General features: G+C 59.1%; 23 protein-coding genes and 1 tRNA gene. 8 read left to right on the top strand and 16 right to left on the bottom strand.

Going from position 1 to position 23403, the window contains the following annotated elements; translation table 11 throughout:
* Positions 1-4: 4 nt before the first annotated feature.
* A complete protein-coding gene (locus tag ACR0ES_RS07245; RefSeq protein ID WP_480475308.1) occupies positions 5-769 on the bottom strand; it encodes a transporter substrate-binding domain-containing protein in 765 nt (254 codons plus the stop codon).
* A gap of 44 nt (positions 770-813) precedes the next feature.
* On the bottom strand, positions 814-1611 hold the full coding sequence (locus tag ACR0ES_RS07240; RefSeq protein WP_480486771.1) for an ABC transporter ATP-binding protein: 798 nt from the start codon (positions 1609-1611) through the stop codon (positions 814-816).
* Positions 1612-1688: 77 nt separating this feature from the next.
* Here ACR0ES_RS07240 and ACR0ES_RS07235 point away from each other — a divergent pair, with 77 nt between their 5' ends.
* From ACR0ES_RS07235 to ACR0ES_RS07215, 5 genes are all read left to right on the top strand, one after another.
* A complete protein-coding gene (locus ACR0ES_RS07235) occupies positions 1689-2345 on the top strand; it encodes a TetR/AcrR family transcriptional regulator (RefSeq protein ID WP_480773271.1) in 657 nt (218 codons plus the stop codon).
* A complete protein-coding gene (locus tag ACR0ES_RS07230; protein ID WP_480832189.1) occupies positions 2342-3526 on the top strand; it encodes a pyridoxal phosphate-dependent aminotransferase in 1185 nt (394 codons plus the stop codon). Before ACR0ES_RS07235 ends, ACR0ES_RS07230 begins: the two co-directional genes overlap by 4 nt.
* Entirely contained in the window at positions 3523-5127 is a 1605-nt protein-coding gene (locus tag ACR0ES_RS07225) for a 5-guanidino-2-oxopentanoate decarboxylase (protein WP_480773272.1), read from the top strand. Before ACR0ES_RS07230 ends, ACR0ES_RS07225 begins: the two co-directional genes overlap by 4 nt.
* A 3-nt stretch (positions 5128-5130) precedes the next feature.
* Positions 5131-5913 carry a dimethylarginine dimethylaminohydrolase family protein gene (locus ACR0ES_RS07220; protein WP_480773273.1) on the top strand — a complete coding sequence of 261 codons (783 nt, stop codon included), beginning with the start codon at positions 5131-5133 and terminating at the stop codon, positions 5911-5913.
* A gap of 225 nt (positions 5914-6138) precedes the next feature.
* Complete coding sequence (locus tag ACR0ES_RS07215) at positions 6139-7137, top strand: LacI family DNA-binding transcriptional regulator (protein ID WP_480773274.1); 999 nt, start codon at positions 6139-6141, stop codon at positions 7135-7137.
* Here the strand turns inward: ACR0ES_RS07215 and ACR0ES_RS07210 are convergent, their stop codons facing one another.
* The gene (locus ACR0ES_RS07210) at positions 7138-8271 is read right to left on the bottom strand and encodes a Gfo/Idh/MocA family protein (protein WP_480773275.1); all 1134 of its coding nucleotides are present in this window, start codon (positions 8269-8271) and stop codon (positions 7138-7140) included. It abuts the gene before it with no gap.
* Positions 8272-8308: 37 nt separating this feature from the next.
* Complete coding sequence (locus ACR0ES_RS07205) at positions 8309-9412, bottom strand: Gfo/Idh/MocA family protein (protein ID WP_480538911.1); 1104 nt, start codon at positions 9410-9412, stop codon at positions 8309-8311.
* Positions 9413-9536: 124 nt separating this feature from the next.
* Between ACR0ES_RS07205 and iolC the strand changes: the two genes are divergently transcribed.
* The 3 genes from iolC to ACR0ES_RS07190 are packed head-to-tail and all read left to right on the top strand — an operon-like array spanning position 9537 to position 12187.
* Positions 9537-10505 carry a 5-dehydro-2-deoxygluconokinase gene (gene iolC, locus ACR0ES_RS07200; RefSeq protein WP_480870031.1) on the top strand — a complete coding sequence of 323 codons (969 nt, stop codon included), beginning with the start codon at positions 9537-9539 and terminating at the stop codon, positions 10503-10505.
* A gap of 9 nt (positions 10506-10514) precedes the next feature.
* Positions 10515-11351: a 5-deoxy-glucuronate isomerase gene (locus ACR0ES_RS07195; RefSeq protein ID WP_480870006.1), complete on the top strand. Its 837-nt coding sequence runs from the start codon at positions 10515-10517 to the stop codon at positions 11349-11351.
* The gene (locus ACR0ES_RS07190) at positions 11348-12187 is read left to right on the top strand and encodes a class II fructose-bisphosphate aldolase (RefSeq protein ID WP_480870004.1); all 840 of its coding nucleotides are present in this window, start codon (positions 11348-11350) and stop codon (positions 12185-12187) included. The genes ACR0ES_RS07195 and ACR0ES_RS07190 overlap by 4 nt, the downstream gene beginning before the upstream one ends.
* A 15-nt stretch (positions 12188-12202) precedes the next feature.
* On the opposite strand, the gene ACR0ES_RS07185 is transcribed toward ACR0ES_RS07190, so the two are convergent.
* From ACR0ES_RS07185 to ACR0ES_RS07130, 12 genes are all read right to left on the bottom strand, one after another.
* On the bottom strand, positions 12203-12961 hold the full coding sequence (locus ACR0ES_RS07185; protein WP_480870002.1) for an SDR family NAD(P)-dependent oxidoreductase: 759 nt from the start codon (positions 12959-12961) through the stop codon (positions 12203-12205).
* The gene (gene iolB / locus ACR0ES_RS07180) at positions 12958-13764 is read right to left on the bottom strand and encodes a 5-deoxy-glucuronate isomerase (RefSeq protein ID WP_480832194.1); all 807 of its coding nucleotides are present in this window, start codon (positions 13762-13764) and stop codon (positions 12958-12960) included. Before iolB ends, ACR0ES_RS07185 begins: the two co-directional genes overlap by 4 nt.
* A gap of 48 nt (positions 13765-13812) precedes the next feature.
* Positions 13813-14994: a phytanoyl-CoA dioxygenase family protein gene (locus ACR0ES_RS07175; RefSeq protein ID WP_480483299.1), complete on the bottom strand. Its 1182-nt coding sequence runs from the start codon at positions 14992-14994 to the stop codon at positions 13813-13815.
* A gap of 47 nt (positions 14995-15041) precedes the next feature.
* Positions 15042-15941: a myo-inosose-2 dehydratase gene (gene iolE / locus ACR0ES_RS07170; protein ID WP_480773279.1), complete on the bottom strand. Its 900-nt coding sequence runs from the start codon at positions 15939-15941 to the stop codon at positions 15042-15044.
* Positions 15938-17770 carry a 3D-(3,5/4)-trihydroxycyclohexane-1,2-dione acylhydrolase (decyclizing) gene (gene iolD / locus ACR0ES_RS07165; protein ID WP_480870000.1) on the bottom strand — a complete coding sequence of 611 codons (1833 nt, stop codon included), beginning with the start codon at positions 17768-17770 and terminating at the stop codon, positions 15938-15940. Before iolD ends, iolE begins: the two co-directional genes overlap by 4 nt.
* Before the next feature lie 151 nt (positions 17771-17921).
* Positions 17922-18743, bottom strand: a complete 822-nt coding sequence (locus ACR0ES_RS07160; RefSeq protein WP_480475274.1) for an ATP-binding cassette domain-containing protein — start codon at positions 18741-18743, stop codon at positions 17922-17924.
* Position 18744: 1 nt separating this feature from the next.
* On the bottom strand, positions 18745-19851 hold the full coding sequence (locus tag ACR0ES_RS07155; RefSeq protein WP_267364099.1) for an ABC transporter permease: 1107 nt from the start codon (positions 19849-19851) through the stop codon (positions 18745-18747).
* Between the two features lie 68 nt (positions 19852-19919).
* Entirely contained in the window at positions 19920-20840 is a 921-nt protein-coding gene (locus tag ACR0ES_RS07150) for a sugar ABC transporter substrate-binding protein (protein WP_480869998.1), read from the bottom strand.
* Positions 20841-20964: 124 nt separating this feature from the next.
* Positions 20965-21978: an inositol 2-dehydrogenase gene (iolG, locus tag ACR0ES_RS07145; protein WP_480869996.1), complete on the bottom strand. Its 1014-nt coding sequence runs from the start codon at positions 21976-21978 to the stop codon at positions 20965-20967.
* 388 nt (positions 21979-22366) lie between these two features.
* A tRNA-Arg gene (locus tag ACR0ES_RS07140) sits at positions 22367-22443 on the bottom strand.
* 21 nt (positions 22444-22464) lie between these two features.
* Positions 22465-22941 (bottom strand): GNAT family N-acetyltransferase, encoded by a 477-nt coding sequence (locus tag ACR0ES_RS07135; RefSeq protein WP_267366437.1) that lies wholly within the window; start codon positions 22939-22941, stop codon positions 22465-22467.
* Positions 22942-23253: an ETC complex I subunit gene (locus ACR0ES_RS07130; protein WP_209507877.1), complete on the bottom strand. Its 312-nt coding sequence runs from the start codon at positions 23251-23253 to the stop codon at positions 22942-22944. It lies immediately after the preceding gene.
* Positions 23254-23403 lie beyond the last annotated feature (150 nt).

The raw sequence follows: 23403 nt of genomic DNA, 5'->3' as shown, positions 1-23403 counted from the left end.
CGGCTTAGTAGATGCTGGTCGAGAAATAGTTCGACGTGATCTTCTCATGCGTGCCATCGGCAAGAATTGCCGCGATGCCCTTGTTCAACGCCGCAAGCAGGTCATCCTGCCCTTTACGAACGCCCGCACCGACACCACGCCCCAAAATGGCGGGATCGTCCTTCACGGCACCTTTGATTTCGCAGCAAGCACCGGCATCCGAATTCACAAAATCGGCCATCGCAATGCTGTCAGCTTGTGTGGCGTCGATCCGACCCGCAAACAGGTCCTGATTGGCCTCATCCTGAGTTTGATATACGCGCAGTTCGGAATCCTTGAAGTATTCCTGCGCATAGGCTTGGTGGATCGTCGAAGCCTGAATGCCAATGACTTTACCCGCCAGCGATTCCGGGGTTGCTTCGATATCCATCGATTTATCGGCAACGATAACCGCAGGTGTGTTGTAATAAGGATCGCTGAAATCAATGGTTTTCAACCGCTCCTCGGTGATCGACATCGAGGCCATGATGGCGTCGATCTGCTGCCCCGTCAGCGAAGGGATGATACCGTCCCAGGCCACCGGCGTGATAACACAGTCAAGTTCGGCAGCGGCGCAAACTGCATTGATGACGTCGATCTCCCAACCAACCCAGTTGCCTGAACTGTCCAGCGACGCGAAGGGCGGATAAGGCTCAGCCGCGATGCCGATCTTGACCTCTTCTGCACTGGCAACACCAGCCGAAAGGACAGCGGCGGCAAGACCGGACGCGAGCAGTTTTTTGACGTTCATTTTGTTACTCCCTTTAGGTTTATTTTGTTGTTTTTTGTAGTGGATCAGGCGACCGAGCTGAGGAACTGCTTCAATCGTTCTGATTTTGGATTTCCGAAGACCTCGGCAGGTGGACCCTGCTCTTCAATGCGGCCCTCGAAAAGATAGACGACATGGTTCGCGACTTCGCGCGCAAACTTCATTTCATGGGTCACAAGCAGCATGGTGCGCCCTTCCGCTGCAAGATCCCGGATCACGGTCAGAACCTCGCCGACAAGCTCTGGGTCAAGCGCTGAAGTTGGCTCATCGAAAAGCATTACCGAAGGATCCACCGCAAGCGCGCGTGCGATGGCGGCGCGCTGTTGCTGACCGCCTGAAAGATAGGCCGGATAGGTGTCGGCCTTGTCACCAAGCCCCACCCTTTTCAGCAGGTCATGCGCCCGCGCGACAGCTTCGGCCCTTGGTACCTTAAGGACATGTACCGGTACCTCGATCACGTTTTCCAAAAGTGTGCGATGTGTCCACAGGTTGAACTGCTGGAAAACCATCGCAAGCCGCGTACGGATACGTTCAATCTGGCGGCGGTTCGAGGGGCTGCCGTCGGCATGCATTTCAACCAGCTCACCGCCGATGGTGATCTTTCCCGAGCTTGGTGTTTCCAGAAAGTTGATACAGCGCAGCATGGTGGATTTGCCCGAGCCCGAACCCCCAATGATGGCAACGACATCGCCCTTGTTCGCTGTCAACGAGACACCTTTCAAAACCTCCAGCGTGCCGAAAGACTTGTGCAGGTCCTCAACCCTTATCGCCTCGTCAGACGTGGTTGTTTCGCGTGCGGGTGATGCTGCTTTGGCTGTGTCCATATCCAAGAATCTTCTGATTTCAGCTTGCAGTAAGCCTCGAATCTCGCAATTATGCAAGTGTATAATAATTCCGTACCATGGATGACCCGGACGTGCAGGACGACAGCCGTAAATTTACACGTGAATCTGCCGAGTTTCGGCGCGAGGCGCTGATCCTGGCGACTTTGGACCTGATCGCCGAGATGGGTGTTCGGGGGGCCACTGTGCGTCAGATCTCGGCCCGTGCGAACGTGACCCAAGGGCTGATCCGGCACTATTTCTCATCCAAGGAGGAACTGGTTCAGGCCGCGTACGAACATCACATGAATACGCTGACCGATCAGACAGCTGCGTCGTCAGGGAAAGGCAGCGCAGTATCTCAGTTGACCAACTTCGTTGATGCGTCGCTGCGACCGCCAATCGTTGATCCAAGCGCTGTGGCCTTGTGGGCCGGCTTCCTGAACAAGGTGCAGCGAGATCCGAAAATGCAACGCATTCACCAGCAAACCTATAACTATTTCCGGGATCACCTTGAAAAGCTGATCGTCGCCGCATTGCAAGAAACCGGGCGTCCCGTCACCGCGTCGCAAGCGGCGCAACTGGCCATTGCCTGTAACGCGGTTATCGACGGTCTTTGGCTGGAAGGCGGTGCGCTTCCAGATGCGTTTTCCGAAGGTCAATTGGCGCAGATCGGATTGGATTCAGTCAGTGCTATCGTCGGTATCTCATTGATCAAAGAGGTGGAACAACCATGAAGACCACATCTGTGACAGAACGGTTAGCGGGCTTGGGTGGCGCCAAATGGGGCGTACATCTGAAAGCGCGCGACCTTATTAAGGCCGGAGCGGACATCGTCGAAATGACGATAGGTGAACCGGACGTGCCGGTGCCGGACGCGCTGGTCGAAGCCACCGTAACCTCACTACGGGCCCAGCGAACGGGCTACTCCAATGGCCGTGGCGAAGCTGGCTTGCTTGACGCGCTTTCCGCCCGTTACTCGGCTTCCCGCGGACGCGTTTTCGGGCCCGAGAATTTTCTGTGCTTTCCCGGAACGCAGACCGCATTGTTCGCTGCCATGGCCGGCGTTGCCGAGGCCGGTGACGAAGTTCTGGTCGGTGATCCGATGTATGCAACCTACGAAGGGGTCGTGCGTGCTTCTGGGGCGGAAATGGTGCCCGTACCGCTGCGCCCGGAACACGGGTTTCGCATGCAGGCCAAAGATATCGCCGTACGCGTAACACCGCGCAGCCGCGCCATTCTTCTGACCACGCCACACAACCCAACGGGCGCGATCCTGACCGCCGAGGAGCTAGCCGAGATCGGACAGCTCGCGATTGCGCATGATTTGTGGATTATCTCGGACGAGGTCTATGAAGAACTGATCTTTGACGGGGCCAGATTTGTGTCGCCGCTGGCAGACCCGGAACTGGCGGATCGTGTCATAGGCGTATCATCCATCTCGAAATCACATGCCGCGCCGGGGTTCCGCAGTGGCTGGTGTGTCGGGCCAGCCGCGTTTTGCGAAGCGCTACTGCCCTATTCCGAGACCATGCTTTTCGGCAATCAGCCCTTTATCGCCGATATGACTGAAAAGGCGATCCGCGACGGGTCCGAGGTTGCCTCCGGCATGGCCGCCCGTTTTTCGGCGCGCGCCACGCTTTTGGCTGATCGCCTCGAAGCAGAAACGGATCTGACCGTTCACCGGCCTCAGGCGGGAATGTTCGCCATGATCAACGTCTCCGCCACCGGGTTGGACGGCGAAGCCTATGCCTGGGACCTGTTGCAGACCGGGGTGGCTGTCATGCCGGGTTCCGCCTTTGGGGACAGCTTGAAAGACTGGGTGCGAGTGGCCCTGACGATCAGTGACGCCAACTTTGCCACTGCGGTCTCTCGCATCATCGACCACGCCAACAGAAAATCACGCGAGGTTGCATGAGTGAAATGACCGTGGGCGAAGCATTGGTTGCAAGGCTTCGCCAAAAGGATGTGACCTGCGTGTTCGGAATTCCGGGCGTTCATACGGTCGAGCTTTACCGCGGGCTTGCAGGCTCGGGCATTCGTCACGTTACACCCAGACACGAACAGGGTGCAGGGTTTATGGCCGACGGCTATGCGCGCGTGTCAGGCAAACCGGGTGTGGCCTTTGTGATCACCGGGCCTGGATTGACCAATACATTGACGCCGATGGCGCAGGCCCGCGCGGATTCAATACCGATGCTGGTGGTGTCCGGTGTCAACAAAACCGCATCTCTTGGCAGGGGTTTAGGGCATCTGCATGAATTGCCAGACCAGTTGGGACTGGCCAGGACCGTTGCGTTGCTGTCCGAACAAGTTTCCGCCACCAACGCTCTGGACCCGGTCTTGGACCGCGTGTTCCACACCCTCGCCAACGGTCGATCCGGACCGGTGCATATCGAAGTTCCGTTGGATATCGCAGCGGCTGATTATCAGGAAACACAGGTCGAACCGCTTGTCTCAGCCTCTCCGATTGACCCGGCTTTGATTACACAAGCCGCACAGCAACTGGCCAAAGCGAAGAACGTTGTCATTCTGGCGGGCGGCGGCGCAAAACGTTCCGAGGCTGGATTGCAGGCCCTGGCCGAAGCTCTCGATGCGCCCGTGGTGCAAACGGTCAACGCGCGCGGCCTGATGCACAGGCATCCGCTGACTGTTCCGGCAAGCCCCAGCCTGAACGCCGTACGCGGCTTGATAGAAAGCGCCGATTGCGTCCTTGCACTGGGAACCGAGCTGGGCCCAACCGACTATGATATGTATGCCACCGGCCAAATTGCCAAAATGTCAGGGTTGATACGGGTTGATCAATGTGGCGGGCAACTGGCGCGACATGAGGCAGCGCTCATCATTCAAGGTGACGTCAACTTGGCTGTATCAGCGCTGGTTGACGCCTTGCCGCACAAGCCAAAGCAAAGCGATGGCGCGGAACGTGCAGGCAAAACACGTGACGCCGCCTGGGCGGAAATTGGTCCAGACTATCGCAAACAGGTGGAAATCCTCAACGCAATGCGTTCTGCGGTCCCGAACACCCTGATGGTCGGAGACTCCACGCAACCAATCTATGCCGGCAATCTTTTCTACGATCACGACCGGGCCGGAGGCTGGTTTAACGCGGCAACCGGGTACGGCGCGCTGGGCTATGGAATCCCCGCAGCCATCGGCGCTTCGGTCGCCGATCCCACGGCACGTGTAATATGCATCGCGGGCGATGGGGGCGCGCAGTTTTCTCTGCCTGAAATTATGGCCGCGGTCGACGAAGACCTGCCGGTCACCTTCGTGATCTGGAACAATCACGGATACCAGGAAATTGCCACGTCAATGCAGGATGCGGGCGTGACAGTCATAGGATGTGATCCCTCGCCCCCCGATTTTTCAGCGACGGCCAAGTCATACGGTATTCCATTCGCTTCGGTTCCAGCTGAACCGCAGGCTGTCGCGCAGGCATTGCGCCAAACTGCCGCCCAGAACGGGCCGGTAATGATCGAAGTCACCGCTCCGAAATTCGCAGCTCAGAAAGATTGAAACATGTCAGACCCAACCTTTGAGTTTTCCCGCGCCATCACCCGCCGTCCGGCTCCGACTATTGCAGGCGGGTTGCGTGCAGAAGATATCGGAAACCCGGATTTCGACGGGATGACAGCGGCGCATAAGGCATATGTGGCAGCACTGAAAAGCACCGGAGCAGAGGTGATCGAACTGGATCCCCTGAACGCGTTTCCCGACGCGCAATTTGTCGAGGATACAGCCCTTTGCCTGCCGCAAGGTGCGATATTGATGCGGCCCGGCGCACCTTCGCGGATGGGTGAAGTGGCTGAAATGGCGCCGACCCTTCGCGACTGCTACGACACGGTTCTGGAAATTCAGGGACCCGGCCATGTCGAGGGTGGAGATATCCTTGTTACCGGTCGAGAAATTCTGGTGGGCCGGTCAGACCGGACTGACGCGGAAGGTGTCGCCGAGCTGGCGAAAATCACCTCGGAGTGGGGGCACAAACTGCGCGAAGTTTTCACGCCCGAGGGCGTCCTACACTTCAAGACAGATTGTTCGCTGATGGACGCCGAGACAATACTGTCGACCCGACGGCTGGATGCATCGGGCTGTTTTGAGGGCTACCGGGTGCTGCATGTTGCGGACGGAGAGGAAGCTGCCGCCAATGCGATCCGCTTCAACAATCTGGTGCTGATGGCCGCTGGCTTCCCACGCACCGCTGAGATGTTGGATCGCGAAGGGTATGAGGTCGTAGAAATCGACAACACCGACTGCGCAAAGCTGGACGGAGGAATGTCCTGCCTTTCGTTAAGGTTCTAAGGGCGTAACCGGTAGCGTTCGATCCTTGGTGTTTCTTGCGAAACCCGTCGCCTGTACCGGTCTTTCCTTTCCCGCCATTCGCTCATAAACATAGGTGGCCGGCGATGATCTCGTCCGCCTAGTGCGACCTGCAACCGGTTGCAAGACTTTTGCGATGGTGCATAATGAATCTCTGATGCAAAACACCTTGATATCTCTGACCATCAACGACCGGAGCCGCACTGCGTGAGCGTGACCCTGAAAGACGTCGCCGCCTTGGCCGGTGTATCGCGATCTGCCGTGTCGCGCACCTTTACCGAAGGCGCCTCGGTCTCTGCGAAAACACGCAGCAAAGTTGAAAAGGCCGCGCGAGAGCTTGGCTACAGTCCCAACGCCCTCGCCTCGTCCCTGACCACCGGGCGCACAAAACTGATCGGGTTGATTTCGAACAACTTTCACAACCCGATTTTTCTTGAGGTGTTCGATCAGTTTACCCGCGCCTTGCAGGAACGCGGGCTGCGTCCTTTGATCGTGAACCTGACGGACGAGACCGAGCCCGCAAACTCGGTCCGCATGCTGCGCCAGTATTCGGTTGACGCGGCCATCGTTGCCTCTTCGACGCTGCCGCCCAGCTTTGCCAAGGCGTTTCACGATGCGGGCGTACCGGTGGTGCACACGTTCGGTCGCTCGGCCACCTCGCCCGAAGTGCATGTGGTGGGAATCGACAATGTCGAATGCGGGCGCATGGCCGCGCGCGAGCTTTTGGCGCGCGGATACAGGCGTGTCGGCTATCTGGGCGGGCCCAAAGATGCAACCTCGGCACTCGACCGGTATCGCGGGTTCATGGAAGAATTGGCAGATCATCCCGATATCGAATTAAGTCATTGTTTCGCAGGGGCTTATTCCTTCGAGGCCGGCCGCGCCGAAATGTTGCGCCTGTTGGCCAACTCCCCGTCCGAGGCGTATTTCTGCGGCGATGACATCCTGTCTGTAGGCGCATTGTCCGCACTGGCTGATCATGGGCTGAAACCCGGTCAGGACATTGGAATTATCGGACTGAACGACATGGAAATGTCGCGCTGGGAAAGCGTTAACCTGACAACGATCCACCAGCCGATCAAGCAGATCATCACCTCATCCGTCGATCTGGTTGTCGAGATGCTGAAAGAGCCTCAGCGCTATCCCGAGGCCCGCATTTTCCCCTGCCGGGTGATCGAACGGGGCACATTGCGGCCCCGCCCCTGATCAGCGAAACATCGGCGGCCGCGCGTCCTTCCATACGCCATCGGCCTTGCCCGATGCAACAGCCGCGTGAACGGCCGCAATGGACCGCAGCCCATCTGCCGCACCGGGCAGACCGTCGCGTCTTTCACCGCGGATCGCATCCGCCAGATCGCAATAGATGTTGGCGACCGCCAGCGGGAACCCCTCGGGGTGCGCTATGGCGACACGCGACAGGCGTTGCACCTCGTCGTGCAAACCGCCCTCACCCTTTTCGATGATCTGAGTACGCCCCCCGACCGGAGTATAGATCAACTGGTTGGGCTGTTCGGATGCCCAGCGCAGCCCACCGGTTTCGCCAAAGACCTGAATGTCAAAGCCATGCTGCCGCCCGATCGCCACTGATGATGTCCACAGGCGCCCAACCGTGCCGCCCTCCATCCGGAAATTGATCATTGCATCATCTTCCAACTCACGGCTGGCGATGGTCGAAGCCATGTCGGCAGACAGGGTTTTCACCTGATCGTCACAGATGAAACTGGCCATGTGCAACGCATGGATGCCGCAATCGGCAAACTGCCCCGAAACACCGGCCATCGCTGGGTCATAGCGCCAGCGCACGCGCGGATTATCCGCATCTGTGGCGTCGCCATGATGACCGTGGCTGAAATTGGTCACCACCAGACGCACCTTGCCGATATCGCCTGCGCGCACCATTGCACGGGCCTGACGCACCATCGGATAGGCAGAGTAACAGTAGTTCACCGCACAGATCCTGCCCGAGGCTTCGGCCACGCGCACAATCTCTTCGCCCTCTTCCACCGTCATGGTCATCGGCTTTTCACACAACACGTTAAAACCTGCCTCAAGATAGGCCTTGGTAATCTCAAAATGGGTCGAGTTGGGCGTCGCGATGGTTACCAGATCAACCCGATCCTCGCGGTCTTTTTCGCCCGCCAGCATCTCTTGCCAGTCACCATAGGCACGATCGGCAGCAACACCCAATCGCTGCGCGTATTCGCGGCCCACCTCGGGTCGGTGATCCAGCGCGCCAGCTGCAAATTCGAACAACCCGTCCGCCTGCGCCCCAAGGCGGTGTGCAGGACCAATCTGGCTGCCTTCACCACCCCCGATCATGCCCCATCTCAACTTAGCCATGGTCATTGTCTCTCATTGGAATTGTCACGTAGAGCGATCAGAAATCGCTGATGTCCTGCCACTGCCGCTGATCGGACGAGGCCAGCGCAGCGGCCAGCACGCGGTTGACCTCATGCCCGTCGCGGAACGTGGGCCAGATCGCCTCGCCGGTGTGGATGGCCTGTAGAAAGTCCTTGGCCTCGATGATGATCTGGTCCTGATAGCCGGTTCCATGACCCGGACCCTGACAGAAGGGCTCATAATCCGGGTGCGCGGGGCCGGTCAGGATCTTGGTGAACCCGCGCGCGGCTTCGGGCCCTTCGCGCTTGTACAGCCACAGCGCGTTCTGGTCCTCCTGATCGAACCGGAGCGCGCCTTTTGTGCCCGAGATTTCATAGGCATAGCCCATTTTCCGACCCGTCGCGACGCGGCTGAAATACAGGTTTCCCATCACCCCGTTTTCAAACCGACACATCATCTGGGCATGGTCGTCATTTGTTACCTCACCACCGGGGCGGGTTTTGTGAACGGTCTCAACATCGGCCATCACCTGCGCAATGGGCCCGATCAGCGCCAATGCGCCGTTGACCATATGCGGGGCAAGATCGCCGATTGTGCCATTGGCCCTACCGGTTGTGCGCCAGGTGGCCGGGGCCTGCGGATCTGCATAGAAATCCTCGGTATGCTCGCCCCGGAACCACGTGATGTCACCAATCGCGCCATCGGCAATCAACTGGCGGGCATATTGGCTGGCGGGTGTGCGGATATAGTTGAACCCCACCATGTTCACCGCCCCCGAAGCCTCTGCCGCGGCAACCATCGCCCGACTGTCTTCAAGCGATGCACCCAATGGTTTCTCGCACAAGACCGGTTTACCCAAGGCAAAAGCCGCTTCGGCAATCTGACGATGTGTTGACTGAGGCGAGGCGATCACGATTGCCTCGACCCTGGGGTCTTCAACCAACATGCGCCAGTCATCGGTTGCCCGCTGAAAACCATAAGCCGCCCGGTAGCGTTCGGCACTGTCCGGGCTCGACGCGCAGATGACCTCAAGCCGGGGGCGCAACGCCGTGTTGAACACCGCACCGACGGCCGACATGGCAACGGAATGGGCCTTGCCCATATAACCGCCACCCACGATTCCCACTCCGATTTCAGGCATCTGCCATGGCCTCGCACATTGTGTTTGCAACCGGTTGCAAAATCAGTATCGTGTGAATCGATTCAACGCAAGGTCCAAACTTTGCCCACCCCACTTTGCCGGAGGACATGACGTGAGCGCTTTGATGGAGGGTATCAAAGGAAACCGCTTTGCCGTTCTGGGGCGTGCGGGTATGGACCTTTACGCAGACCCGATCGGTGTCAAAAGCGAAGAGGCCGATACGTTCCATGCCGATCTTGGCGGCTCGTCCGCGAATATCTGCACCGGTCTGGTCAAGCTGGGCAGTCAGGCATCCTTGATCACCTCCGTCTCGGACGATGCTATTGGTCGGTTCTGCCTCAACCGGTTGCAACATTACGGGGTGGATACCTCTTACATCCGCGTGTTGGGGGGTGAGTATCGCACCTCTCTGGCCCTGTATGAAAGCCGGACCGAGAACTTTCAGAATGTCATCTACCGCAACGGTGCGGTCGATTTTCAGGTTACTGACGCGGATGTCGACAGGGTTGACTATTCATCCTTCTCGGCCCTGATCTCGGCTGGCACTGTCTTTGCGTCGGAACCCTCGCGCAGCGCCACGTTCCAAGGGTTTGAAAACGCGCGCAAAGCTGGTCTTCCGATCATTTTCGATGTTGATTACCGCCCCTACAGCTGGCCGTCGCCGGAAGTTGCCGCTGACGTTCTGTCCCGTGCGGGCGAAGCCTGTGACCTGATTGTCGGCAATGATGAAGAGTTCGGGTTCATGGCCGGAGGTCTGGAAAAGGGCTTTGCCAAGGCACAGGACCTCGCCAGGAAACCGGGCCGGGTTGTCATTTACAAGATGGGCGAAAAAGGCGCCGTGACGCTGGCGGATGGGCAGGAAATCAGAACCGGGATCTACCCAGTGGACGCCATCAAGCCAGTCGGGGCTGGTGACAGTTTCATGGCAGGGCTTCTGGCTTCGATCGCGGCGGGGCACTCGCTGAAAGACTCGGTGATGCGCGGTTCCGCCTGCGCATCCATTGTCGTTTCCAAACCCGGCTGCGCCCCCGCCATGCCGACGACCCCCGAACTGAACGCGTTCCTCGCCTCTCACCCTGGCCCGACCACATAGGAGTATCCCATGCATATCGCGCCCTATGACAATCAGAACAAGCCCATCGTTGACGCCGGTGATCCGTCCGTTCCGCTGAACTATTTCAACATCGTCAAACTGAAAAAAGGCGAGGCGTTCGAATACCAGGTGCCGGGCTACGAGACCTGCATCGTCCCTGCAACCGGCAGCGTCGATGTGGATGTCGAAGGCGTTTCCTTCCCCAGTCTGGGCAACCGGGGCGAAGATGTCTGGGATGGCGAGCCCGAGGGCGTCTATGTGCCCGTCGGCGCAAAGGTACAGATGGTCTGCGTTTCTGACGCGACCGAGGTGTTCATTGCCGGTGCCAAATATGACAAGGTGCTGGACCCGTTCGATGTGCGCGAACACGACCTTGTGCAATATGGCAGCGACGACACCAAAACCCACCGCAAAATCAAACACATCCTTGGCCAAAAGCAACACGACAAGGTCGGCCGCCTATTGGTGAGTGAGCTGTTCACCGTCGGTCAGGGCGGCTGGTCGGGCTTTCCCAGCCACAAGCATGACACCAACCGCCTGCCGGACGAAACCCGCCACGATGAGACCTATAATTTCCGGTTCAAACCCAACTGGGGCTCGGGCCTTCAGATGTTGCAGCGCGAGGATAACCAGCCGGGTGACGCCTATCACATCGTGGATGGATCGACCGTTTGCATCGACAAGGGCTATCACCCCTGCTGCGTTTTGCCGGGGTACGAGATGTATTATTTCACCATCCTCGGCGGCCTGACCCAGCGTTCTCTGGTGCAGTATTTCCAGCCCACACATGCCTATCAGATCGAGACCATTCCCGGCATCAAAGACATGATTGCGAAATTCAAATGACCCTCGTCACACTGAAAGACGTCGTGCAACCCGCGTATGAACAGGGCTATGCCGTCGGCGGGCTGGTCACACTCGGCTGGGAAGACATGCGCGCCTATGTAGCCGCGGCCGAGGCCGAGAATGCGCCCGTGATCCTGCAAGCCGGACCCAGCTGCCGCGAGCACACGCCACTGCCGATCCTGGGCAAGATGTTCCGGTATCTGGCCGAAAACGCCTCGGTGCCCGTCGTGGCGCATCTGGACCACGGCTATACCTTCGAGGACTGCAAGATCGCGCTGGACAGCGGGTTCACCTCGCTGATGTTCGACGGGTCGCGCAAACCCCTGCGGCAAAACATCGATGAAACCGCCGCAATTGCCGAGATGGCCCATGCGGCAGGGATTTCCTGCGAGGGCGAGATTGGTTTTGTCGGGTACTCGGGCGGTGAAGGATCGAACGGCACCGACCCGGCAGAAGCGGCCCAGTTCGCACGTGAAAGCGGTGTGGATGCGATGGCGATATCGGTCGGCAACGTCCATCTGCAACAAAACAAGGAAGGCGGTCTGGACGAAGCCCGCATCGCCGAGATCGACGCCATGACCACAGTGCCTCTGGTCATTCATGGCGGGTCGGGCGTGCCGGTAGATCAGCGCATGAAGCTGTCCCGCGAAACCTCAATCTGCAAATTCAACATCGGGACCGAGCTGCGCATGGCCTTCGGCAATGCCCTGCGAGACGCTGTCAATCGCGATCCCGAGCGGTTTGACCGCGTGACGATCCTGAAAGAAACCCACGATCCGGTCGAAGCCGCCGCGCGCATGGTCATCCGTGCCTTTGGCGCACCACCGCAACGTTAACGCGCGCTTTCGCCCTCAGATCGAGCCGCCCTCGACCATGAAGTTGCCCGCGCTGCACATGGCGGCGTCGTCCGAGGCCAGAAACAGAACCATGCGCGCGACATAGACAGGCTCTATCGGATCGGGCAGGCATTGACGGTCCACCTGTTTGGCCAGCGCCTCGGGCGTCACCCACAGGTCTTTTTGGCGGTCGGTCATGATCCAGCCCGGCACAACCGTGTTCACGCGAATGCGGTGATCGCCCAATTCGCGCGCCATGGTGCGGGTCAGGCCATGCACAGCGGATTTGGCTGTAGCATAGGCCGGAAAACCTGCCCCGGCCTCCCACCAGGAATTCGATCCGATATTGATGATCGAACCAGCGCCCTTGGCGATCATACCCGGGGCCACAGCCTGAATGGCAAAGAACATGTGACGGATATTGGTCGCCATCCGCTCATCCCAATAGTCAGGCGTGACTTCGCGCCAATCATGACGGTCATCCTGGGCGGCGTTGTTGACCAGCACATCCGCCTCGCCCAGTTCCTCGACCAGTTGCTCCAGCGCAGCCCGCATTGCTTCGATATCGCGCAGGTCGCATTGCGCAAAGGTGTGTTCACCGTCCAGTTCCGCCAGCAAAGCAAGGCCCGCATCCGCATTGATATCCAGAAACCCGACCTTCGCCCCTTGTGCGGCGAAGGCGCGAACGGTTTCCGCACCAATTCCCCCGGCCCCGCCGGTGATGATAACCGTTTTGCCCGCAAGGCTAGGGTAATTGGCGAAGTCTTGGCTCATCCGTCACGCTCCATGATCCATTCGACCTCGGGGGCCAGGGCAAACCGCCATTTGCGCAGCGGGCCCGCCATGACGTTCAGATAATACATCTCAAACCCATAGGGCGCGCCGCAAGGGTGATGGCCACGCGGAACGATCACAACATCGCCATCGGAGACAGCCATCGTCTCATCCAACTGGCCATCATCGGTATAGACCCGCTGAATTCCGAACCCGTTGGCCGGGTTGAGGCGGTGGTAATACGTCTCTTCCAGATAGGTGATGCGGGGGAAATCATCCTCATCATGTCGATGACTGGGGTAAGAGGACCAGTGCCCATTGGGCGTAAAGACTTCGGTCACCAGCAGGCTGTCGGCATAATCCTCGTTCTCCATCGCGATATTGTTGATATATCGCGTATTCACACCCTTGCCGCGTTCGGTCAGCGTGATGCCATCTGGCCCGATCCGGCGCGCTTTGTGGCCGCCCTTGCCCGGGGCCGAGCAGACCGCCACAACACAATCGGTTTCCGCCACAGCCTCCCACTCGGTTCCGTTGGGCAGATACAGGCTATGCGGCGGTGTCTTTTCGAACACGTTCATCCGACCGCCCAATACGCCCCAGTCCTGCCCGGCCCCGGTGATCCGCGCCTTGCCTTCGACCATCACCAGAATGACTTCGCGGTCTCCTGTCGCCTCGGCCGCCCTGTCGCCTGCTTGCAGATGATACAGCCCAAAACCCACATATCGCCATCCGGCACTGTCCGGAGTGATGTCATGTACCTTGCCACGGGTTCCAATAGGCTTCTTCAGCAGGTCTGCCATTCTTGTTCTCCTTATTGGGCGGGCCTAAACGGCCCGCCTGTATCGCCCTCAGGCCGCTTGCCGTGTTTGCAGGGCCGAAAGCGCCTCGGACAGTCGGGCCTCGGCCCACCCTTCCGATACGGCCCGGTGCAATATGTCAGCCTGGCTTTCGGGCGCATTGCCACCAATCGGCGGGTCGGTGTCCAGATTGGTCGGGAACGGATAGCCCTCAGCCGTTGCGGCAATCGCCGCAATCAGCTCTGGCGCACTCAGCGCCCCCCGTTGTTTCAGGGCGGCCAGCGACGGAAACACCGCCTGCGACATGGACTGCCGGTCAACCATCTCCATCGCACGACCGAAGGCAGACGAGACCTGCAACAGGTTCGCCATCCGCTGAATATCCGCACTGCTGTTTTCCCCGGCAGCGTGAAACAGCGCCGGGTTGAAGAACACCGCATCCCCCTTTTCAAGGGGCAACTGAATGTAGTTCTCTTCGAAAAACGCCCGGTGTGCCGCGTCATGGAAGGCGAGATATCCCGGCGCATAAAGCTGCGAAAACGGCAGCAGTTTGGTTGGGCCGCTTTCCACGGGCATATCGCAATGCGCAACCGCCCCCTGCAAGGTCAGCGAAGCCGTCACCAGATGGGCATGGGCCGGATACCGGGCGGCGCTGTCGGCGGTTTGAAAGCCCAGATGATAATCCCGATGCGCCTGCTGTGCCTTGCCGCCGGGGCGCACCTGATTGATTTGCGCGGTCATTTGATAGTTCGGCCCCAGCCACGCCTCGCAAGCCGCTGCAATGGCCACATTCCCGAAATAGAGCGCAAAGCCCTCGGGATCGCGCAAGCACTGTTTCTGCAATGCGTTCCATATCCGGTCATTCGCGCCCGAGGCCGCGAAGTGGTCACCTTCCCCGGCCCCGCCCTGACGTTCTTCCTCGATGATCTGATGGAACACAGCGGTCGCCCGGTCGATCACGGACGTATCCGCAAATGCGCCTTTTAGAACGATCACACCCGCAGATTTGTCCAACACGCCTGCCCATTCTGCCAGCAGTGCTTTTCTTTGATCCGCATTCTCCAGCGCCGGGCGCAGGGCGTGCATATCATAGATCGGAACGTTCTTTTGCACCGATGCGGCATGAGGCACCGCACCGGTTGTCAGGTTTTGCGAGGTCAACACCTTGAACTCATCCAGATCGCAGGATTCCCGGTCAAAATAGCCGACGTATCCAAGTTCTTGATGTACCATGACAAACTCCTCTTTCATGGCTTCGGTGTTGCCCCGAGGGGCGGTGATTAAACGGTGATCTCCAACCCTGCCTTGCCGCAAACCTCGACGATGTGGTCATAGCCCAATTTGGAGTACTCATAGGGCGGCGCCTTGGCGGGGTCCTGCTCGGCCTCGACCACGATCCAGCCGCTGTAATCCATTGCTTTCAACGCGTTGGCTACGGCCTGAAAGTCGATGCACCCATCACCCGGCACGGTGAACGCGCCGGCGATCACCGCATCCAGAAAGCTGCGATTGTTCTCGCGCGTGTCCCGCACGATGTCCGGGCGGATATCCTTGAAGTGGACATGGTGCACACGGTCGCCCCAACGGTTCAGTGTGGCCATCACGTCGCCGCCACCAAACAGCAGATGGCCCGTATCGAAGCACAAGCTCAATTCGGGGCCGGAACCCTCCATCAACCAGTTCACATCCTCTTCGCTTTCGATGATCGTGCCCATGTGATGGTGATAGGCCATCGGCATACCCTGATCTGCCATCCATTTGGCAAGCTCGGTCAGTTTGCCCGCATAGGCCAACACATCGTCTTTGGACAGCTTCGGGCGGTCATTGACCGGCGTTCCGATCTGCCCCTGAACGGTATTTGAACACTCGGCGTAAACGATGCAGGGGCTGTTCAGCGCAACAAACTGTTCGACCTGTTCACGCACGATGGCGATTTCGGCGTCCAGGTCATTGACCAGAGTACTACCCGAGCACCAGCCGCCGCACAGCGCGATGTCACTGGCATCCAGATAGGCGCGCAACCCTTCGGTGTCGCCGGGCATCCGCTGGCCACGCTCGACACCGGTATAGCCGATCTCGCGCGCTTCTTTAAGCGCCTGCTCCATCGTGTAGGCTGCGGTCAGGTCCGGCAAATCGTCATTCTGCCAGGCAATCGGAGAGATACCGATCTTCACGCTCATTTCGTGTTTCTTTCCTTGATGGCGACCTCATAGGCCGCACGTTTTTCGTTTACTTCCGGGCGGATGCTGACCTCGGGCACCGCCACTTCCCACCACGTTCCGCCATATTCGGTCGATGGGTACGGGTCGGTGTCGATCACCACCACATAGGGGCCTTTGACCTCGCCACGTTTGGCCAGTGCCTCCTCAAGCTCGGCGATCGAGCTGACCTTGACCGCCGTCGCCCCCATTGCTTCGGCATGTTTGGCAAAGTCGATCACCGAATTTTCACCGCCGATTGCGTGATCCAGCAGGTTGTTAAACTCGGCCCCGCCGGTTCCCATCTGCAAACGGTTGATGCAGCCAAAGCCGCGATTGTCGGTGACCACAACGGTGAACGAAATCCCCATCATCGCCGCCGTCGCCATTTCGGAATTCGCCATCATGTAAGTGCCGTCGCCGGTAAAGCAGATCACGTCGCGGTCGGGCTGGGCCATCTTGATGCCCATGGCACCGGCGATCTCATACCCCATGCAGCTGAAGCCATATTCCATATGATAAGCACCGGGGCGCGGTGCCTTCCACAGCTTGTGCAGCTCACCCGGCATCGTGCCTGCGGCACACATGGCAACGGTGTTTTCATTGGCCGCCCGCTGCACGGCACCAATCACCTGCATATCCGTGGGAAGTGCATTGCTGTCCGCGGGCGCGTCGGTCAACGCATCGACCTTGGCAAACCATTCGGGTTTCAGCGTTGCAGGCATATCAGGCGCGCGGTAACCGCCCAACGCGTGGCTCAGTTCACCCAGTCCAACGCGGGCGTCAGCCTGCAGCGGCATCGCGCCGTGCTTTGCCGCGTCATAGGCGGCGGTGTTCAGGCTGATCAATTCCCGCTCTGGGTTCGCGAACAACCCCCAAGACCCGGTGGTGAAATCCTGAAAACGGGTGCCGACGCCCAGCACAAGATCCGCCTCGGCGCAGATATCGTTGGCAGGCTCACCGCCGGTGACGCCAATCGGACCAAGGTTCAGCGGATGATCCCAGGCCAGCGCGGATTTACCTGCCTGCGTCTCGGCCACCGGCACATTGTGCGCCTCGGCAAAGCGCTGCAAAGCGGCGGTCGCGTCCGAATAATGCACACCGCCCCCGGCCACGATTACAGGGCGCTTGGCTGCTTTAATCGCGGCCACGGCCCGTGTCAGTTCACCCTCATCCGGACGAATTCGGCGCTGATACCAGACGCGCGGCTCAAAAAAGCTAACGGGATAGTCATAAGCCTCGGCCTGCACGTCCTGACAAAAGGCCAGCGTCACCGGACCGCAATCCGCCGGGTCCGTCATGGTGCGGAAGGCACGCGGCAGCGCCGTCAACAGGTGCTCCGGCCGGGTGATGCGGTCGAAATAGCGGCTGACCGGTCTGAAACAGTCATTCGCACTAATAGTTCCGTCCGAGAACACTTCGGGTTGCTGCAAAACCGGGTCGGGTCCACGCGTGGCGAACACGTCACCGGGCAGCAACAAAACCGGCAGGCGGTTCACATGGGCCAGCGCAGCAGCGGTAACCATGTTGGTGGCCCCCGGCCCGATGGACGAAGTGACCGCCATCGCCCGCCTGCGCCCCAACTGCTTGGCATAGGCAATCGCACAATGTGCCATCGTTTGTTCGTTATGACCGCGATAGGTGGGCAGGCTGTCTTTCACACCGTGCAGCGCCTCGCCCAAACCAGCCACATTGCCATGGCCGAAAATCGCCCAGACACCTGCGATAAAGGGCTCTCCGGCCTCGTTCATCTGCGCGCCCAGATAGCGCACCAGAGCTTGCGCCGCGGTCAGTCGGACTGTCTTGCTCATCATGATCCCTTTCAACTCAGCCCCGCCTTTGGCGGCCTGCGGGTTTTCTCATTTGCGAAGGTGCCAGCTTTTGTATCAAAGCCTGAAAACAGAGTGGCGTCACGTGCCACCGCCCGATGGATGCCCCATTGGGACATCCAAATTCTGTACTCTAAACCGTGCCGCCCAGCGATCCCTCAAGCTCGGCCATTTCCTGACCGCCCGCCATCAGGTCCTGCAACTGCTCTGGCGTGATCTCGCCACGCGTTGCTGTGCCCAGCGTTTTGCCCCGGTTCAAAACGGTGAACCTGTCACCCACCGCCAGCGCATGACGCACGTTGTGGCTGATGAAAACCACGCCGACGCCCTGACTTCGCACCTTGTCGATGGTGGCCAGCACGTTCGAGGTCTGGCGCACACCAAGGGCCGAGGTCGGTTCGTCCAAGATCAGGATCTTGGCACCGAAATACACGGCGCGGGCAATGGCGACGGTCTGCCGTTCCCCCCCAGACAGGGTGCCAACGGCCTGATCCGGCCCACGCAGGTTGATGCCCATCTTGCGCATCTCTTCCATGCAGACCTCATTTGCGTGTTCGACATCGAACCGCTTCAGCAAACCCTTACCCTTGGTCGGCTCGCGCCCCATGAAAAAGTTGCGCGTGACGCTCATCAGCGGGATCATCGCAAGGTCCTGGAACACGGTCGCGATGCCTGCCTCCATCGCATCCCGAGGGGTGTCGAAATGCAGCGGCTTGCCCTCGAAAAAAATCTCGCCCTTGGTGGGTTTATGTACCCCGGACATGGTCTTGATGAAGGTTGATTTACCCGCGCCGTTATCGCCCAGCAGGCAGTGGCATTCACCCGGCTTGACGTCAAAACTGACGCCCGCCAATGCGATGATGTTGCCAAAGTGCTTTTCGATATCCTTCATTTCCACGATGGGGGCCTGATCGCCCGCCGCATCGCCGTGGTGGAACTTGGTATCTTCGGTCATATCAGCGCTCCCCGGTTACGCGTTTGCGGATCGCGTTGTTGAACAGAACGGCAATCAGCAGCATCGCGCCCAGGAACACCTGGAACCAGTCCTGGTCGAAATCCGTATAGGTCAGTCCGATGACAACCATGCCAAAGATGATTGACCCAAAGAACGCTCCGATGGCCGAGCCATATCCGCCCGTCAGCAGACAGCCCCCGATCACGGCGGCGATAATCGCCTCGAATTCTTTCTGGAAACCGCGCCGCGCGTCGGTCGAGCCCGCGTCGATCACCGTAATGATGGCAACAAGTGCAGCACAGCAGGCGGTCAGCATGAACAGGGACACCTTGATCTTGCTCACGGGAACACCTGAATTCGATGCCGCAGTGCTGTCACCGCCCGCCGCGAAAATCCAGTTTCCGGCAGGGGTCCGCAGCAACACGTAGGTGGCTGCCAATGCCAGCACGATGAACCACAGGATTTCGACCGGTACGCCGGGCACCTTGGGTGCTCCGCTTTTGAAGGTGTCAATCATGCCGTTGGCCGCCAGCCAGGCAAACAGGCTGCCAAAGGCTTCTCCCGAAAAGAACGGCGCCAGCCAGTCGTTTTCAACCACGTCACGCACACCGCGCAACTGGGTCGATCCTCCGGTCGCCGCCTTGAGGCCAACCAACGACAGACCGCGCAGAATGAACAGGAAAGCCAGCGTCACGATAAAGGACGGCAGGCCGGATCTTATGACGATATTTCCGTTTACTGCCCCGACGAATGCCGCGAATACAAATGTCATGGGGATCGCAATGATCAGTGGCAACTGCCATGTCACCACACAGACGCCGAAAAACAGGCCCGCAAACGCCACCATTGAACCGATGGACAAATCAAACTCGCCACCGATCATCAAAAGGGCCGCACCGATTGCCAGAATGCCCAGCTGTGCCGCAGGTGTCATGAAGTTCATGACCCCGGCCAGGGTAAACATCGAATCGTCTGCTGTGATGGCAAAGAAGATGACCACCAGAACGACGCCCGCCATCGCACCGAGTTCGGGCCGTTTCATGAGCTTGGTCATGAAAGGTTCTTTCTTGACCCTTTCGTCCCCGGCGATTTGCGCTGAGTCACTCATCGTTTCCTCCCACTTGGGTGGGAACGGCGCCACCGCGCCGCCCCGTTTTGTTCAGGTTGCGGTATGGATCAGCGGATGCCCTGCGCGGACAGCTCGATCACCTGCGCGGCCTTGTCCTGAGTGATCAGGTTCGGACCCGAAGGAACGTTACCACCGGGCATCAGGCCGTATTTGGCGTGCAGGCCCATGAAGTTCACCGACAGATACCCTTGCAGATACTGCTGCTGGTCAATGGCAAAGGCCGCGTCGCCATCTGCAATCGATTGCAGGAAGTTGGCCGACAGGTCGAAGGACGCAACATTCACGTCACGACCCGATGCTTTGACAGCGGCAACAGTCGGCTCACCGGCCGAGCTTGCACCCAGCGCCATGACCGTATCGACGGCTTCGTTAGCAGCCAGTGCAGCCGAGACCTTCGACTCGATTTCCGACGGATCGTTCGAGGTTGGCAGAACTTCGACATCGCCGCCAAAGCCTTCCGCGAAACCTGCGCAGCGCAGGTCCAGCGCAACGTTGCCCACTTCGTGGTTCACACAGATCGCGGTTTCGCCCCCCATCGAAGCCAGTTGTTCGCCCGCAGCTTTCCCGGCGTCAAACTCGTCCTGACCCACGTGCAGCAACGCACCCAGCTGTTTCGACACATCCGACCCCGAGTTGATCGAGATCACCGGGATGCCTGCGGCAACGGCGCGTTCGATTGACGGGCCAAGCGCATCCGCATCCGGGATCGAAACGATCAGGCCATCGGGCTCCTGGTTCACGGCAGCGTCGATCAGCTGCGACATGGCCACCATGTCGAAGGTTTCCGGCGCGCGGTATTCCACATTCACACCGACATCCTTGCCAGCCTGCTCAACACCGTTCTTCACGACGTTCCAGAATGCGTCATTGGCCTGGCCATGCGATACGACCACGATGTCCTGCGCAAGAGCAGGCGTCGCCAGGGCCAGTGCCCCCGCGGCAAGTGCACCTTTAACGAATTTCTTCATTTCAGTTTCCTCCCATTGGTTCAGTCTGATCTTCTGTTGGGGTACCGGCCCCAATCATCCGGCTGTGCCGAATCTCAGTGGCTGCGGCTCAGGGCCGAGCTGTCGTTAGTTTGAAGAATTTTGGTCATTTTGCAACCGGTTTCAAAATTTCCTCCATCCGGACGGGCATTCCCGTCTGCGCTGACAGGGTCGCGGCCTCGGCCATCGCCAGCGCCGCCACACCATCCTGCAACGTGACGGGAACGTCGGAACCGCCGCCGACAGCATCAACAAATGCGGCCCATTCCACGCGGTAGGCCGGCATGTAGCGTTCCAGAAAGAAATAAGTCGGCTTCGCGCCCACAACGCCATTTGCCGTCGATTTCACGACGGTGTTTTCCAGCATGTTATGCGCCTGCAACAACCCTTCCGAGCCCAGCAACTCGACCCGCTGGTCATACCCATAGGCCGCCCTGCGCGAGTTCTTGATGACCGCAATCCGGCCGTCTGCGTAAGTCATTGTGACCACGGCCGTGTCCACATCGCCTGCCGCGCCGATCTCTGCATCCACAAGCGACGATCCCACCGCTGTGACGGTCTGGGGCACATCCCCCATCAGAAAGTTCGCCATGTCGAAATCGTGGATCATCATGTCCCGAAATAGTCCACCGGACACTTTTACATAGCTGACCGGTGGCGGGGCCGGGTCAAATGACGTGATCGACAACAGTTCGGCCTTGCCGATTTCACCTGCGTCCAAACCGGCCTTCAAAGCTGCAAAATTAGGATCGAACCGCCGGTTAAACCCGATCATGACAGGTTTGCCACGCCCCGCGACGGCGCTCAGACAGTCCTGTGCCCTCTGAAGGCTCAGATCGACGGGCTTTTCGCACAGAACGGCTTTGCCAGCGCCCGTGGCCGCCTCGATCAGGTCGGAATGCGTATCCGTCGGCGTTGCAATCAGAACAGCGTCAATTTCGGGATCAGCGATAATTTCTTCTGAACTGCGTGCCTCGGCCCCATATTCATCCGCGAGGCTGTTCGCCGCCTCGGGCAGTGCATCGGATACCGCACACAGCCTGCTTCCCGGATGGGAAGATATGGCCTGCGCATGAACGCGCCCGATACGCCCGGCACCCAGCAATCCGACCCTCAACATGCAGCTCTCCCGAATCTTGTTGTTGTGCGTAACAATGATTTTCTTTGCAACCGGTTGCAATATATTTTTTGCATCACCCCCGGTTTTGCCAGCGGTTCCCACAGCCTCAACACGAATACCGCGCAAAAAACCGGTCTGGTCTCAACAGGATTGCACTGCCTGACACGCATATTTCCGCGCAAATACCAGCCTACGGGAATCCCCCAATATCGCCGCACGGTGAATCACGTTAGATTGTACGTAAGGAACACGTACTACCACTCTGTGACCCCCTTAGAGGGGCTGGCATGACCCCCTCATCCAGCCCCTCATACCACACCAAACAGCCACAAAATCACGACGCGCCGACCAAAGCAGGCGCATGTCAGGTATTGATCTGGTTTGACAATGGCGATCCCTGAAGGACTCGAACCCTCAACCTGCTGATTAGAAGTCAGCTGCTCTATCCAGTTGAGCTAAGGGACCGCTGCGCCCTTCTTGCGGTTTTTACCCGCGGGGTTCAAGAGGCAAGCGCATGAATGCGCTGTTGGGATCGTCAACATACCCAAAGATAGGCCCGCAATAGGAATAACCCAGCGACTCATACAGCTTGCGCGCGGCATCATATTCGCGAAGATGGCTCGCCCCGGTCTCAAGAACCAAAGCCTCACACCCCTCTGCGCCAGCCTGTTCAGCCAGATGCACCATCAGAACGCGCGCCAGCCCGCGCCCTCTTGCCTGCGCCAGAATATGCACTGATTTTACTTCGGCGGTTCCGTCGGGCAGCGCTTTCAGCGCACCGCATCCCAATGGCTGCTGTCCGTCAAAAATAGCCCAGAACCGCACCCCCGGCCCAGCCAAGGCTTCAGCGTCCATCGTGTGGTTGCTTTCCGCAGGTCCCGCAGTTTCACCATGGGCAAAATGCGCATCGACAATCGGGCGCAATACGTCCGATGTCGGGTCAGCCTCTCGGATTTCGATCATTCAGTGCGTCCAGGGGCCGCGCCGGTCGGTTGCGAAATTCTCGCCATAGCCCCGCGCGCGCAGATTGGGTTTGCGCTTGTGCGGCTCGCTGACCTGCGCATCGATACCGTGGGCCTTGGCATAATCCAGCGCCTCTTCCCGCGTGTCGAACTTCAGGCGCACCTGAGCCTGCGTGTCGCTGGACGACGTCCAGCCCATCAGCGGATCAACCTCGCGCGCCGAGGCCGGGGCGTATTCCAGAACCCATTTGCGGGTCTTGGCCATCCCCGAGGTCATCGCATTTCTTGCGGGCTGGTAGATCCGTGCGCGCATGTCGCCTCTCCGTACTCACTTGGCTGAGCCCGTTTATGCGTCAGAGCGCGCCCGGGGGCAAGATTGCAATTGTCGCGGCTCCGCCTGCGAACTCATGCCAGAAACTGTCATCAGGTCGGAATAGGGTCTCGCCAAACAAACGCAAGAACA

The sequence above is a fragment of the Ruegeria sp. N7 genome (assembly GCF_056531345.1).
The sequence above is the reverse complement of the archived record's forward strand: the minus strand, read 5'-3'. Positions and strand labels throughout refer to the sequence as shown.